The organism is Mycetocola sp. Y171 (assembly GCF_056713165.1).
The window spans coordinates 157957-172598 of sequence record NZ_JBWYGX010000002.1 but is presented as its reverse complement, the minus strand read 5'-3'; the positions used below and the strand labels follow the sequence as shown (position 1 = coordinate 172598).

Genomic DNA, 14642 nt, shown 5'->3' with positions numbered 1-14642 from the left:
GTCGGGATACCCGGCCGCTGGTTAACAGTGAAGCACGGATTTCTCGATTTGGCAAACGGTTGCCAATCTGGTCTCGAAAGATGTCCTGCGGCCAGGTTCACGTTCGACGAACCACCCGGCGGCGACCCTGCATCCCTCATGTGTCACAAACGGTCGGTATACGGTCCGCAAACCCGCACGTCGCGTCCAACGAGCGATCGGCGGTGACCCACCATCCGTTCATCCGTCGCCAATGTCGGGTTCCGGCGCAGATACTCGGCGCACGCGCCGGATGAGCCAGCGGCGACGCGCTTCACCCGTTCATGTGTCACAAACGGTCGGCATACGAGTCGCGAACGCGCACTTTGCGGCGTCGCGGCATCCCACCGGGCCCCGCGTCGGGTCGTGCGTCAGACGAGGGTGGGCACGACTTCCGCGGCGACGGCCCGGATGTCGGAGAGGAGGCTCTCGTCTGCGGCGAGCCGGGCGTCGATGAGGCGCAGCAGTGCGGCCTCCCGGGCGTCACCCGAGGCCAGAGCGGTCGCGATCGCGGGCGCCTGGGCGTCCGGCAGCTCGGTTCCCGCCGTCACCAGGGCCAGCCACGACCCGATGGCACGGATGCCGCCGTCGCCGTCACGGCCGGCCGCTCGCTCCGCGAGGAGCACGTCGACGACCCGGACCCTGAGCTTCGTCACGCCCTCCATCCCGATCTGGGCCAGCTGGTGTTCGATGCGCGCGTTTCGAAAGCGTTCGAGAAGCGAGGCTCGGTACTCGTCGAGGTCCAGTCCCTCAGGCAACTGCCTGGAGGCCTCGTCCCAGAAGGCTGTGACCCACGCCAGGCAGGTCTCGTCGACGATGGCCGCGGCCACGGTCTGATGACCCCGCAGGCGTGCCGCATAGGCCAGAAGACTGTGGGCGCCGTTGAGGAGCCAGAGCTTGCGGCGCTCGAACGGTTCGATGTCGTCGACGAACCGTGCTCCTGCGCGTTCCCATGCCGGGCGCCCTGCCGGGAAATCGCCTGACAGGACCCAGTCTCGGAACGGTTCCGTGATGACCGGTGCGGTATCGAGCCAGCCGGAGATCCGCGCAGCCTGGTCGATGTCAGCCGACGTCGTTCTCGGCGTGATCCTGTCGACAGACGTCGAGACGAACGACACGTTGCCGGTGATCCAGGATGCGGTCGCCGGGTCGACGAGGTTCGCGAGAGCCGTCAGGCCGGTTGCGACGAATGCGCCGTTGTCCGGCATGTTGTCGCAGGGGATGATCGCGAGTGGTCCGCCGCCTGCCAGCCGGCGGGCGTGCAGGCCGAGAACGAGGCGACCCAGCGTCGTCGTAGGCCCGCCGGCGAGCGACGGCGGAGCCTCGTCGCCGAGAGCGGCCGACAGCCAGTCGATATCGGCGCGCACCGCGGCGTCATCGAGGTTCGGCTGCGCGGCCGAGGTGAGGCGATAGCCCGGCTCGGTGACGGTGGTTGTCACGATGGCGGTGGTCGATGCGGCCAGAAGGTCGACGAAGCGGTCGAGATCGGTGCCATCGATTGCCTCGACGATACTGGGGACGACGGATGCCGAGTCCCCATCGGCCGACCGCTCGATGAGCGTGTAGAGCCCGCCCTGCGGCGCGAGTTCCTGTGCGGCGGTGGCGTTGCGTCCGGTGAAAGCTGCAATACCCCACTCCCCCTCCGGGTCGGCCTGGGCCGTGTACCAGGCCTGGTGCGCGCGGTGGAAGGCGCCGAGCCCGATGTGGACGATCCGGACCGGGGCGACGGATGCCTGTCGCCCCTCACGGGCGGCATGCGTCTCACGGGTGAGCGGCTGGGCGGGTGTGCCGGAGGGCGAAGTCACAGTTTGAAGACCTTTCGGGGCAGGGTGTCGACGAGGTCGACGGCGATGCGTTCGGCGGCGGCCTGGTCGACCCGTCCTTCGCGGACGAGCCTGGAGAGGAACACGGAGTCGAGCCGCCTGGCCATGTCGTGCCTGGCAGGAATGGAGAGGAATGCGCGTGTGTCGTCGATGAACCCGGAGCTGCGGTAGAAGCCGGCCGTCTCGGTCACGGCCGACCGGAACCTGAGCACGGAGTCGGGGGCGTCGAGGAACCACCACGGCGCACCGATGAACACGCTGGGGTAGAAGCCGGCCAGGGGCGCGACCTCACGCGAGTAAACGGTCTCGTCGACGCTGAACAGGACCAGGTGGAAGTCCTTGTCGTTGCCGTACTTCTCGAGCAGGGGGCGGATGTTTTCGACGTAAGTGGTCGTGACTGGGATGTCGTGGCCGGTGTCCGGTCCGAACGCGGTGAAGGTCTCGCTCGAGTGGTTGCGGTAGACACCGGGGTGGACGGTCATCACGAGACCGTCCTCGACGCTCATCCTGGCGCTCTCGAGCAGCATGTGTCCGGTGAACGCACGGCTCTCGTCTGCGTCGAGCGCGCCGGAGAGCGCGCGGTCGAACAACGCAGCGGCATCCGATGGCGACAGGTCGACCGTGTACGGTTCGAGCACGCCGTGGTCGGCCGAGACGGCCCCGTTGTCCACGAAGAAGCGCCGGCGGCCGGCGAGAGCTTCCAGATAACCCGTGTAGCTCGAGAGGGATGTTCCATTCCAGTCGGCGAGCCGGCCCACATTTGCGGCCCATCCCGGCGCAGCGGGGTTGAGGTAGGCATCCGGACGGAACGTGGGCAACACACGACCGGCGAAGGACGGGTCCCCCGCAAGGGCTCGGTGGCCGGCGAGGTCGTCCATCGGGTCGTCGGTCGTGGCCAGCACCTCGATGCCGAAGCGCTCGAAGAGGGCACGCGGCCGGAAAGCCGGGGTGGCCAGCGACGCCTGAATCCTGTCGAAGACGGCATCCGCATTGGTGGAGTCCGGGTGCACGTCGATGCCGAACAACTCGCTGAACGTGCTCTGCAGCCAGTACCCCGAAGCGGTTCCGGCGTAGAGGTGCCAGTGGGCGCTGAAGGTGCGCCACACCTCGCGGGGGGACGCAACGGCCCCACCAGAGGTCCGGTCAGGGATGCCGAGAGCGTCGAGACCGACACCGGACGCGTGCATGAGCCGGGTGACGTAGTGATCGAACCGGATGAACAGTTCGGCCGGATTCGGGAACGGCTCGTCGTCGACGAGGAGCGCTGGGTCCACGTGGCCGTGCGGGGAGATGATAGGCAGGTCTGCGACCCGTCCGTACAGCGCCCTGGCCACGTCACGCGTGGCGGGGTCTGACGGGAACAGTCGGTCCTGGTCGAGTTGCAGCTTCATTGACACTCCTTCATTCAATCTGCACCCTACCGTTTTGTCAACCGGTTGCCAAGTCACGGCCCCTGTGCCACACTGAGGACTATCGAGGGACCCGCTCAGCGGTCCCGGTATCTGTCAACCGGCTTCCACTGGCGGCGGCCGCGAATCCAATGGAGGACTTCACTGTGGCGAAAATCGGCGTTCAGGCCATGATGCTCAAAGACAGCTTCGCGGAGGTCGGTCCGTTCGAGACACTCCGCCGCGTCAGCGACATCGGCTACTCGGCCGTCGAGATCTCGCAGATCCCGATGACAGGCGAGAACGTTGCCGAGCTGGCGAGGGCACGCGATGAACTCGGCATGGACATCGCCTCACTCTCCGCGAACCTCACGATCGCTACGGGGATGCCGGGGGAATCGCTGACGACGGGGTTCGACAAGATCGTCGCAGACGCGAAAGCACTGGATACGTCGATGGTCCGCATCGGCATGCTCCCGTTCGATGCAATGGGGTCTCTCGACAAGGTGCTCGCCTTCTGCGACGCCACGAATGACGTGGCCGAACGCCTCGCCGGGCACGGGATCAGCCTGTACTACCACAACCACCACATCGAGTTCGCGAAGTACGACGGCAAGCACCTGCTGGACATCATCGCCGACCGGGCCCCGCTCCTCGGCCTCGAGCTCGACGTGCACTGGATCCAGCGCGGAGGTCTCGACCCGGTTTCCACCATTGCGAAGTACGGTGACCGCGTGGCGATGATCCACCTCAAGGACTACCGGATCGGCACGCTGCCCGACTCGGCGTTCACGGCCCTGGCGGCCGGGGACTTCCCCGGCTTCATGACCGCGTTTACCGGCGTCGTCCAGTTCGCCGAGGTCGGCGAGGGAAACCTCGACTTCCGCGGGATCATCGAACAGAGCATCGCAAGCGAGGCGAAGTACCTCCTCGTCGAACAGGACGACCTCTACGGGCGGGACGTGTTCGACTGCCTCACCACGTCGAAGGACAACCTCGTCAGGCTCGGCTACGCCGACCTGTTCTAGGATCGCCGCCGGGTTTCGCCCGGAACGCCCGATCAGCGCCTGGGCGTCCCGGTCGAACCGCGGATGACGAGTTCGGTGACGATGGGCTGCTCGTCGGCATCGGCGGCCACGTCCGCACCGCCGCCGCTGATCATGCTCAGCGCGAGACGCACGGCCCGCTCCCCCGCGAGCGCCAGCGGCGTGCGGATGGTGGTGAGTGCAGGGGTGGTGAAGTCCGAACCGAAGATGTCGTCGAAGCCGATGATGCTCATCCGCCCGGGGACGTCGATCCCCTGCTCGGCAGCCGCGCGAAGAAGGCCGATGGCCATGAGGTCGTTGTACGCCACGACGGCGGTGACGCCTGCGGCAACAACGCGCGACAGCGCGGCGCGACCACCGTCGAGGGTCGGGACGCCTGGCCCGATCTCAACGATCGACATCCCGCGCGCCGGAGCACGATCGAGCAGGCTTGCCCACCTGGTCGCGCTCATCCACGAGGTCGCCGGGCCTGACAGGTAGGCGATGCTGGTGTGGCCGAGGGATTCGAGGTGCGCGAGTGCCTCCTCGATGCCCGGCGAGACATCCGGAAGAATGCTCGACACGCCTTCAACGTCGCGGTTGATCAGCACGAGCGGCTTCGATTCGGCCAGCTTCTGGATCTGTTCGTCGTTGAGTCGGGTGGTACCGAGGATCAGGCCGTCGACGGACGGCTGAACACGCTCGGCCGTCGTCGCCTCGCGCTCCCCCGATTCCTGCGACTCGGCGATGACCAGGGTGTATCCCTGCTCGGATGCCGCGTGCTCTGCGCCGCGGACGATGCCGAAGATCATCGGGTTGGTGATGTCGGCCAGGAGCAGCCCGAGGGTGTTCGTCCGGCCGGTCGGCAGGGCGCGGGCCATCGGGTTGAGCCGGTAGTTCAGCTCCTTCGCCGCCTGGTGGATCCGCTCCTCGGTCTTGATGTTGATCCGGCCGGGCTGACTCAGCGCCCGTGAGACGGTCGACGGGTTCACCCCGGCGAGCTTCGCGACGTCGTAAATGGTCGGGGCGGACTTGCCGCCGCGCGGGCCACGCTGCCGCACCGGCTGCTGCGGTTCTTCGGCTACGGCGTCACTCGGCATGTCGGTACTCCTCCGGGCGCGATCTCGGCGCCGTCTCGTCCGCCTCTGCGGTCGGGTCTACGGTATCGCACGGATTTGCGACTCGGCCTACGCCGCGACGCCGGCCTGGATGTCCTGTTCACGCTGTTGCGCGAGAAGTCGGAGCCGATTCGCGCGGCGCTCCTCCTGGCGGTCGGGATCAGGGACGGGTGATGCGAGCAGAAGCCGCTGGGTGTACGGATGCTCCGGGGTGACGGTGACGTCTCCTGCATGCCCCTGTTCGACGATCTCACCCCGGTACATCACGGCCACCCGGTGGCTGATGTGGCGCACGACGTCGAGGTCGTGCGACACGAACAGGTACGAAACTCCTGTGTCCCTCTGGATCTGGAGGAAGAGATCGAGCACCCGGGCCTGCGTGGTGAGGTCGAGCGCTGAGACGGGCTCGTCGCAGACGATGAGCTTCGGCGAGAGCGCGAGAGCTCTGGCGATCGCGACGCGCTGGCGCTGCCCGCCGGAGAACTCCCGCGGGAGCCGCTGGGCGGCATCCGACGGCAGTCCGACCTGATCGAGGAGCTCTCCGACGCGTTTGCGGGCCGCCGCCTTACCGATGCCCTGGACACCGAGCGGTTCGGCGAGGATGTCTCCGATCTCAAGGGCGGGGTTGAGCGATGTGTACGGGTCCTGGAACACGACCTGGAGGTCACGACTCAGTTCCTTGCGCTTTTTCCGGCTGGCGTGGCTGATGTCCTGTCCAGCGAAGGTGATCGAGCCGGCGGTGACCGGGGCGAGGCCGAGGACGGCCCTGCCGAGCGTCGTCTTGCCCGACCCGGACTCTCCGACGAGACCGAGCGTTTCGCCCTGCCCGATGGAGATGTTGATGTCGGTCAGTGCGCGGAACGACTTCGCCCGGAAGCCCGAGCCCGGGTATTCCACGTTGAGGCTGTCGATGGTGAGGAGACGGTCGCCCATCATGCACCGTCCTTTCCGGTTGTCGTGAGCATGGACATCGGCGTCTTGCCTTCGAGCATCGAGCCGAGCAGGGTCTGCGTGTACGGATCCTGCGGATTGCGGAGGATGTCACGGACTTCGCCGGACTCGACCACCCGGCCGCTCTTCATTACGACGACACGATCGGCGAGGTCTGCGACGACACCGAAGTTGTGGGTGACGAGGATGACACCGACGCCCAGACGTTTCTGCAGGTCGCGGATCAGGTCGAGCACCTCCGCCTGGACGGTCACGTCAAGCGCCGTGGTCGGCTCGTCCGCGATGATGAGGTCCGGTTCGCAGCTGATCGCTCCGGCGATGAGCACACGCTGCGCCATCCCGCCAGACACCTCGTGTGGATAGGCGTCGAATGTTCGCTGCGGGTTGACGATTCCGACGCTCTCCAGGAGAGCGATGGCCCGCTTCTTCGCTTCGGCTCTGGAGATCCCGAGGACTGTGACCATCGGTCGGACGAGCTGGGACCCGACGGTGTATGCCGGGTCGAGGTTCGACATCGGTTCCTGCGGGATGTACGAGATGCGCTTGCCGCGGAGGTCTCGGAGGCGGTCCTGGTGCACAGTCTCGTCGCCAGGAGCGACCGAGTACTTTCCGTCGAACTGGATGCTGCCTCCGACGATCCGCGCCGTATCCGGGAGCAGGCCGAGGATGGAGAAGGCGGTCTGGGACTTGCCGGAGCCCGACTCCCCCACGATCCCGAGGACTTCTCCGCGGTCGAGGGAGAAGGACACGTCGTCGACGACCTTCTTGATCGACCCGTCTGCCTGCGGGTAGCCGACAGCGAGGTGGTTGACCTTGAGCAGATGTTTCTCGGTTCCGGCTTCGACCTTCGCGATGATCTTGCGGAGCTTCCCCGTGCGCGGTGACGGGGTGTCACTGCGCGGCGACGGCGCCGGGACGATCGTCTTCTTCGGCTTCGGGATCTTCTGGCCGTCCTCCAGAGCATCGCGCACGGCGTTCCCGAGGAGGACGAGCGCACCGATCGTGAGGCCGATGGCGAGACCTGGCCAGAGCAGGAGGAGGGGGTTGAGGTAGACGTTGCGGAACCCGTCACTGAGCATGACGCCCCAGGTGGCCTCACTCGGGTCACCGAGACCGAGGAACTCGAGTCCGGACTGGATGGCTATCGCCACTCCGCAGACCATCGCGGTCTGGATGATGATCGGGGCCCGTACGACGCTGAAGATGTGCCTGGTGATGATGCTCACGTCGCTGAGACCCGCCACTCGTGCCGCATCGACATACAACTCGTTGCGGACCGACTGCACCGCCGTCCGTGTGAGCCGGAAGTAGCCGGGACTGATCAGCACGCCGAAGACGATCATGCTCGTCCAGACCGACGGACCGAAGGCGGCTCGGACGGAGAGGAGGACGATGATGCCCGGGAGGCTCATCAGCATGTTCGCGAACCAGCTTGCGACCTGGTCGAATTTTCCGCCGTAGTACCCGGCGATCAGGCCGGTGGGCAATCCGATGGCGATGGCGACGATCGCGCAGAGCAACGCGGACAGCAGGGTGAGTTGTGCTCCGTAAACGAGCCGACTGAACACGTCCCGGCCGGCGCTGTCGGTACCGAGGAGGTTGTCGCCGCCTGGGGGCGCCAGCGTATTGGTGATGTTCGCGAAGTTCTGGTCGAACGGAGCGATGAGAGGGGCGAAGACGGCCACGAGCACCACGATGCTGAGGACGGAGAGGGCGAGGACACCGAGCGGGTTCCTCAGTATGCGGCGGAAGACGTGGGCACGCACGACCGTGCCTGCCTGGCCGGGGATGTCGACTTGCTGGGTCATGAGACACGCACCTTCGGGTTGAGCCAGCCGTTGATGAGGTCGACGACCAGATTGACGATGATGACGATGACGACCGTGTAGAGCACGACCCCCATCACGAGCGGGATGTCGCCGAGGGTCGTCGCACTGACGGCGAGGGCGCCCATCCCGGGGAGGGCGAAGATCTGCTCGATGATGACGACACCGCCGAGCATGCCGACGAACTGCAGGCTGAGCACGGTGAGTCCGGCGGGGGCCGCACTGCGAAGCACGTGCTTGAACAGGATCTCGCGTTCGGAGATGCCGCGGCTGCGGAGCGTACGAACGTAGTCCTTCTCCAGTTGCTTGATCACGGCACTCCGAATCTGCTGGGCGCCTGAGGTGACGGCATTGATGGTGAGGGCGATGACCGGAAGGGCCATCGAGGCGATCCAGGCATCCGCGCCTGCTCCAGGCGTGATCGTCGAGATGGCGGGGAAGAATCCGAGCTGGATGCCCAGGACGGTGACGAGGACGATGGCGAGGACGAACCCGGGGATGGCATCTCCGATGACGGCGCCGATCTGCACCACCCGGTCGACCCAGCCGCGCTTCACCGCTGCGGCCATGCCGAGGGCAGTGGCGACGATCGCGGTGAGGAGGATGGCGACGACGACGAGGGTGAGGGTGATCGGGAGCCGGTTGGTGAGGGCGTCGGCGACCGTCTCGGCGCTGAACCAGGAGCGGCCGAGGTCACCGGTGATCGCGGACCCTGCCCAGCCGAAGAAGCGGACGGGGAGTGGCTGGTCGAGGCCGAGCTCGGCCTCCTTGAGCGCGACGGCCCCCTCCGTCGCCTGGTCCCCGAGGATGTTCCTGGCGATGTTCGAGCTGGAGAAGTACAGAAGCGTGTAGGTCAGGATGCTGATCGCCGCGAGGAGGACGACTCCCGCCGCGAGACGCTTGAGAGTGAAGGTAACCATGCTGCTCCATTGCAAGTTGGTTGAGGTATGCGGGGGTGGGGCGGATGCCGATGCATCCGCCCCCGCGCCGGGAATCGGCGCGTCGATGGGTGTTAGCTCGCCGGAGCGAAGTTGTAGATGGACGGAACAGCCTGCTGCGTCTGCGGCGTCGAGGTGATCTTCTTGCCGTTGATGTAGAACATCTGGTCGACGCGGAACAAGGGGGCGAACCAGGCGTTTTCGGTGACGTACGTGTTGACGTCCTTCGCGAGTTCGGCCGATTCGTCGCCACCGGTGCGGACAGCGTCGATCATTTCCTGCAGTTCAGGGTCGGTCGAGTCGAATGCGTTGTACAACGCGTCAGTGGAGATCATCTGGTTGATGGCCACCCACGGTTCGCCCTGGAAGAGGAAGAAGAATGCAGCCGGGTACTTGCCAGAAGAGATGTCCGTCACGATGTTGGCCGGAGGAACTGTCACGGACGTGAGCGTGATGCCGACATCTGCGAATTGCTGGGTCAGGATGGCCATCAGGGATTCGAGGCCGACGAAGGACGGGATGGTCAGGTCGAAGCCGTCTTCGTAGCCTGCCTCAGCGAGGAGTTCCTTCGCCTTCTCGGGGTCGTACGGGTAGCTCTCATCGAGTTCATCCACATACGCGCCGCTGTCCGGCCCGAAGACCTGGTTGGTGACGGTGCCGTAGCCGAGCTGGAACTGCTCGAGGATGCTCTCGCGGTCCAGAGCGTAGTTGATCGCCTGGCGAACCTTGACGTCGCCCATTGCCGGGTTGAGTGCGCCGTCGCGGTCGAGGAGGAGCAGTCCTGCCCAGTCGACCTGGTTGTCGCTGAGCGTGAGGCCAGCGCCCTCGACCTGCGCTGCGGCGCGGGCGTCCACCAGGGTCGCGTCGACCTGGCCGGAGACGATCGCGTTGGTCCGGGCGGTCGGGTCCGTGAGCACCTTGAAGACGATGCTGTCGAACTTCTGGAGGTCCTTGTTCCAGTAGTCCTCGCGAGCGGTGAAGGTGTACTGGGAACCGACGACCGAGGCCTTGGCATCCATCACGTATGGGCCTGAACCGACCGGGTCGGCGGCGATCTCATCGGTGCCGAGGGCGTCGGGGCTGCCCATCAGGCCGAGGGCCTGGCTGAGGTAGTACTCGAAAGCGGGGTCAGGTGACGTGAGCGCGATCTCGATCGTGTCCTCGTCGACGACGCTGACGGAGTCGAGGGCCTTGGCCTGCGCGGCCTGACGTCCGTTGGATGCCGTGAAGCCTTCGAGGTTGGCCTTCGCTGCTTCCGGGGTGAAGTCCTCGCCATCGCTGAACGTCACATCGGTCCGAAGGTCGACGGTGAGCTTGGTGAGGGACTCGTCGTACTCCCATTTCGTGGCGAGCATCGGGCTCAGGGTGCCGTCCGGCTCGCGGAGAATGAGCGAATCGTACGCGGCCTGGTACGGCTGGAGCGCGTGACCCACGTGGGCCTGGCTGGGATCCCACGACGGGATGTCGACGACGGCGCCGAGTGTGAGAGTTCCGCCGCGGGCTGACGTCTTGTCGCCGGCCGGGGTCGAACCACCGGCTCCGCAACCCGAGAGCAGCACTGCTGCCCCGGCTGCGAACGCAGCGACTTTGAGTGAATTACCGAACTTCATTGTTGGCTCCTGTGCATCTTTGCGGGAAGGACCGGATCTTTCTCCGGGTGAAGGGGCGAAGCGGGCCTCGCTGGACTCAGGCTACAAAGGATTGCCCGGTTTGGCAACCGATTGTCAAAATTGCCTCGTCGACCGTTATCTGGGTGTGATAACCCCGGTATTTGCGGGTCAACACTACAAAGCAATCGGTTGCTAAATCTATGGCGCAATACCGCGGAAACACGGAGGGCCCCGCCGCTTTCGCGCCGGGGCCCTCCTGGGATCCGGTCAGCCGCGGACGGCGAAAGTTCCCTCGTCGACGATCCGCGAGTTCAGCTCCGAAAGGAACTCGTCCTCGTCGAAGTCCAGTGAGACCTCCTTGCCCGTCCACGCAGACAGGTGGATGGCGTTCGCAAGTCGCACACCCTTCACGCCGTCCGAGCCTGGGGCGAGCAGCGGTGTGCCGTCCAGGATGTTCGCCGCGAAGTTCTGGAGGACGCCGGAGTGCTGCGTGCCCCAGGCCGAATCGAACTCGATGGTTTCCTGCGTGTACAGCTCGTCGACGTCGAGCTGACCCATGAACAGTTTCATGACGTCGCCCATGTCCATGCTCTCGGAGAGTTCCCGCTCGGGCCGCTTCAGCCGCGTGACCGTTGCGGTCTTGCTGTTCTCGACGACGATCTTGCCCTGGTCGCCGACGATCTCGAACCGGTCCGTCCCCGTGAGCTCATGGGTGGCGGTGATGAAGACGCCTGTCGCGCCGTTGCCGTAGTCGACGAGGGCGGTGACCTCGTCCTCCACGGCGATGTTGCGACGGTAGCCGAAGGCGACCTTCGAGTAGACCGACTTCGGGACGCCGCAGATCCACTGCCACAGGTCGAGCTGGTGGGGTGCCTGGTTGACAAGTACCCCACCGCCCTCGCCGCCCCAGGTCGCGCGCCAGGCACTCTGGTCGTAGTACCCCTGCGGCCGCCACCAGTTGGTGATGATCCAGTTGGACCGCAGGATCGTGCCGATCTCGCCGTTGTCGACGATCTCCTTGAGCCGGACGTAGAGCGGGTTGTTGCGCTGGTTGAACATGATCCCGAAGCTGAGTTCCGGCTTCGATGCCGCGAACGCGTTGAGTTCTGCCACCTGCTTCGTGTAGACGCCAGCAGGCTTCTCGACGAGCGCGTGGATGTCACGCGCCAGGGCGTCGATGCCCATCTGAGGGTGCAGGTAGTGCGGCACACATGTGACGACGGCATCGACCGTTCCGCTCTCGAGGAGTGCGATGTGGTCATCGAAAAACGCAGCATCGGGGTAGGCCTCGGCGGCGACAGCAGCCTTCGCTGGGTCGATATCGGCGATGGCGCCGATCTCCATGTTGGGCACCAGGCCGTCGGCGATGAACGTGGCGTACATCGAGCCCTGGGCGCCGAGCCCGATGATTCCGAGGCGGACTTTTGTCGTCATTGCTGTGGGTTCCGTTCTGAGTTGTCGAGCGTCGGGGAGCCGGGAATTCCGGCCCTGTCGGGGAAGGATTGGTCGTACACGTCCTGGATGATGTCGAACGAGGCGCGGGCTTCTACCGGTCCGATCCAGAACGGGTTACCCGTTCCGAAGCCGGCGTAGAAATCCTGGATGAGCAGCTCGTGCGAGACACCCCAGTAGGCTCGCTCACCCTCTGCCGTCTTCCGCTCCGCGACCGTCTCGACGGCGCCGTCCGCGTGCGTGATCGTGAGATCGCCACGGATGTGCAACGTCGCCCGCTCGGTCACGATCTCGATGTCGACGGGGGCGTTCGCCGAGTGGGCGAGTGTGGCGTAGAAGACACTGCGCGCACCGTTGACGTGCCGCAGCGTCATCTCCGCGGTGTCCTCGACCTCGATGACGTCGTCGAGGAATCGGGTACTCGCGTTGCCGCTGACCGATGCAACCGGGCCGACGAGCCACTGGACGAGGTCGAGGGTGTGGATGGCCTGATTCATCAGCAGCCCACCGCCCCCGGTCGACCAGCGCCCACGCCAGGGGCGATCGAGGTAGTAGTCGGCGCTCCGGTGCCACAGCACCGTTGCCGATGCCCCGAGAACGGCGCCGAGGTCGCCGGTGGCGAGTGCGGCGCTGGCGGCCTGGACAGGGGCGTTGTACCTGTTCTGGAAGCAGACGGCGAGGCGCGCGCCGCTCGTCTCAGCCGCCAGCTGAAGCCGGTCGGCCTCGTCCCGGGTGTGCGCCAGCGGCTTCTCGAGGATCACGTCGATCCCGCGGTCGAGCGCGGCGACCGCGATGGCGGAGTGGGTGTGGTGCGGGGTGCAGATGTGCACGACGTCGGGCTTCAGCTCGTCGAGCAGTTGCCGGTGGTCTGCGAAGCCGGGAACACCGTTCGCCGTGGATGCCGCCGCGAGTCTCCCCTGATCGGTGTCGCAGACCCCGACCAGGGTGGCCCCAGGCACGGTCGCGATGGCATCGAAGTGCAGAGCTGAGATGTCGCCGCAACCGATCACGGCGGCGCGGATGGTTGTCATGAGCGCGCCCCTGCCTGATCGGCGAGCGGGCCGAATCCGATCCGCCGGATGATGCCCTCGTACTGGCGGAGGTGGTCGGCGAATGCGACGTCATCGGCGCTTCTGCCGTCGGAAGGGCCGGCATCGAACGGGAACCAGGTCGCGGCATCTCCGTCAGGGAGTGCGCGTCCGCCGACGACTGCCGTACCGGCGCGAACGGCGGCCGTCGCGGTGCCCGACGCGTCGTCGGGGACGCTGATGGCCACGATATGGATCGCCGTGGCGTCGAGCGCGGCAGCCAGGTCAGGGAAGAGACGTGGGCGTTCGCCTTCGAAGCGATTCACGACATCGTCGGCCAGGGTCTGTCCCGACTGTTCGTCGGTACCGATCAGGGCGACGAGCCTCAGGTCGGGGTGAGCGACAGCGACCCTGGCGTGCGCGCGGGCGAGCTCACCGGATCCGACGATCGCGACGAGAGCGGGCGACCCACTCATCTGGTCGCCACCCCGATGCCGGAGAGCAGCCCGTCGAGGGCCCTGGCGGCCTCGCCGAAAGCGGCGGGACCGGAGAAGCCGCCAAGCGCGTGGGCCTCGTCGAGATGCGGCTCGAGTGAGGCGAAACCGGTGTACCCGTCGTCGCGCAACGCCGTGAGCGTCTGGAGCACCTGCCCGTCACCCTGCCCGGCCGGAACGACCGTGCCGGTCGAGGCGACGGCATCCTTCACCTGCAGGTAGTCGAGGTAGGGGCGGAGCATCGCGAAGCCGTCGTCGTGCGGGGCGGCGACACCGACCTGGACGAAGTTGGCACTGTCCCAGGCCAGGCGGAGCGCAGGGGAACCCACTGACTCCACGAGGTCGAGCACGCGCTCGGGGGTGTCACCGTAGATGTCCTTCTCGTTCTCGTGGAGGAGGACGACGCCCTCGCGCTCCGCATCGTCGGCGAGCAGTCGCATCCGGAGCATCACGTCGTCGCGGGTCGACTCGACGGAGACGCCGTCACCGCGGAAGAACGAGAAGATGCGGATGTTCGGGGTTTCGAGTGTGTGGGCGACACGGATGATGCGGCGCAGGCGCTGGACTTCGAGGTCCGGGGCGAGTGAGATGTCCACTTTGCCGATCGGCGACGCCACCGCGGACACGCCCATGCCCTCCTTCGCCAGGAAGCCGGCGAGGGTCGAGAGCTGGTCGTCGGAGAGGTCTACGACATTTGTGGTCCAGGCGCTTCGCACTTCGATGTGGGAAGCGCCGAGGGCCTTGAGCACGGCGACCTGGACGGCGGGGTCGGGATCGATCTCGTCGCCGAAGCCGGACAGGGTCCAGGTCACCGGATTGGACTGGGTCATGAAAGGAAAACCACCTTTGCGTGTGTTCACGTCACTGGGAACCTCGCCGGAGCAACTCCGCAAGGCAATGCGCCCACTCTAGGCCGGAGTACACGTTTGTGCAACCGATTGCCAAACCTCGCAGGAGCGGCCGGGGCGAGA

12 protein-coding genes are annotated in these 14642 nt (G+C 66.2%); 1 reads left to right on the top strand and 11 read right to left on the bottom strand.

The window, feature by feature from the left end; all coding sequences use genetic code 11:
• Positions 1 to 389: 389 nt before the first annotated feature.
• Together AC1M2K_RS10420 and uxaC are read right to left on the bottom strand one after the other, a co-directional pair.
• Complete coding sequence (locus AC1M2K_RS10420; RefSeq protein WP_480240933.1) at positions 390 to 1823, bottom strand: mannitol dehydrogenase family protein; 1434 nt, start codon at positions 1821 to 1823, stop codon at positions 390 to 392.
• Positions 1820 to 3232, bottom strand: coding sequence for a glucuronate isomerase (uxaC, locus tag AC1M2K_RS10415; protein WP_480240932.1), 1413 nt, complete (start codon positions 3230 to 3232; stop codon positions 1820 to 1822). The genes AC1M2K_RS10420 and uxaC overlap by 4 nt, the downstream gene beginning before the upstream one ends.
• 164 nt (positions 3233 to 3396) lie before the next feature.
• On the opposite strand from uxaC, the gene AC1M2K_RS10410 reads away from it, so the two are divergent.
• Positions 3397 to 4257, top strand: a complete 861-nt coding sequence (locus AC1M2K_RS10410) for a sugar phosphate isomerase/epimerase family protein (protein WP_480240931.1) — start codon at positions 3397 to 3399, stop codon at positions 4255 to 4257.
• A 32-nt stretch (positions 4258 to 4289) separates the two neighbouring features.
• On the opposite strand, the gene AC1M2K_RS10405 is transcribed toward AC1M2K_RS10410, so the two are convergent.
• The 9 genes from AC1M2K_RS10405 to AC1M2K_RS10365 form a co-directional block, all read right to left on the bottom strand.
• A complete protein-coding gene (locus AC1M2K_RS10405) occupies positions 4290 to 5354 on the bottom strand; it encodes a LacI family DNA-binding transcriptional regulator (RefSeq protein ID WP_480240930.1) in 1065 nt (354 codons plus the stop codon).
• 87 nt (positions 5355 to 5441) lie between these two features.
• Positions 5442 to 6305, bottom strand: a complete 864-nt coding sequence (locus AC1M2K_RS10400; RefSeq protein ID WP_480237366.1) for an ATP-binding cassette domain-containing protein — start codon at positions 6303 to 6305, stop codon at positions 5442 to 5444.
• On the bottom strand, positions 6305 to 8131 hold the full coding sequence (locus AC1M2K_RS10395; RefSeq protein WP_480240929.1) for a dipeptide/oligopeptide/nickel ABC transporter permease/ATP-binding protein: 1827 nt from the start codon (positions 8129 to 8131) through the stop codon (positions 6305 to 6307). Before AC1M2K_RS10395 ends, AC1M2K_RS10400 begins: the two co-directional genes overlap by 1 nt.
• On the bottom strand, positions 8128 to 9069 hold the full coding sequence (locus AC1M2K_RS10390; protein ID WP_480237179.1) for an ABC transporter permease: 942 nt from the start codon (positions 9067 to 9069) through the stop codon (positions 8128 to 8130). The genes AC1M2K_RS10395 and AC1M2K_RS10390 overlap by 4 nt, the downstream gene beginning before the upstream one ends.
• 92 nt (positions 9070 to 9161) lie before the next feature.
• Complete coding sequence (locus AC1M2K_RS10385) at positions 9162 to 10697, bottom strand: ABC transporter substrate-binding protein (protein WP_480240928.1); 1536 nt, start codon at positions 10695 to 10697, stop codon at positions 9162 to 9164.
• A gap of 267 nt (positions 10698 to 10964) precedes the next feature.
• Complete coding sequence (locus tag AC1M2K_RS10380) at positions 10965 to 12131, bottom strand: Gfo/Idh/MocA family protein (RefSeq protein ID WP_480240927.1); 1167 nt, start codon at positions 12129 to 12131, stop codon at positions 10965 to 10967.
• Positions 12128 to 13180: a Gfo/Idh/MocA family protein gene (locus AC1M2K_RS10375; RefSeq protein ID WP_480240926.1), complete on the bottom strand. Its 1053-nt coding sequence runs from the start codon at positions 13178 to 13180 to the stop codon at positions 12128 to 12130. The genes AC1M2K_RS10380 and AC1M2K_RS10375 overlap by 4 nt, the downstream gene beginning before the upstream one ends.
• Complete coding sequence (locus tag AC1M2K_RS10370; RefSeq protein WP_480240925.1) at positions 13177 to 13653, bottom strand: Gfo/Idh/MocA family oxidoreductase; 477 nt, start codon at positions 13651 to 13653, stop codon at positions 13177 to 13179. The genes AC1M2K_RS10375 and AC1M2K_RS10370 overlap by 4 nt, the downstream gene beginning before the upstream one ends.
• Positions 13650 to 14501, bottom strand: a complete 852-nt coding sequence (locus AC1M2K_RS10365) for a sugar phosphate isomerase/epimerase family protein (RefSeq protein ID WP_480240924.1) — start codon at positions 14499 to 14501, stop codon at positions 13650 to 13652. Before AC1M2K_RS10365 ends, AC1M2K_RS10370 begins: the two co-directional genes overlap by 4 nt.
• Between the last annotated feature and the right edge of the window lie 141 nt (positions 14502 to 14642).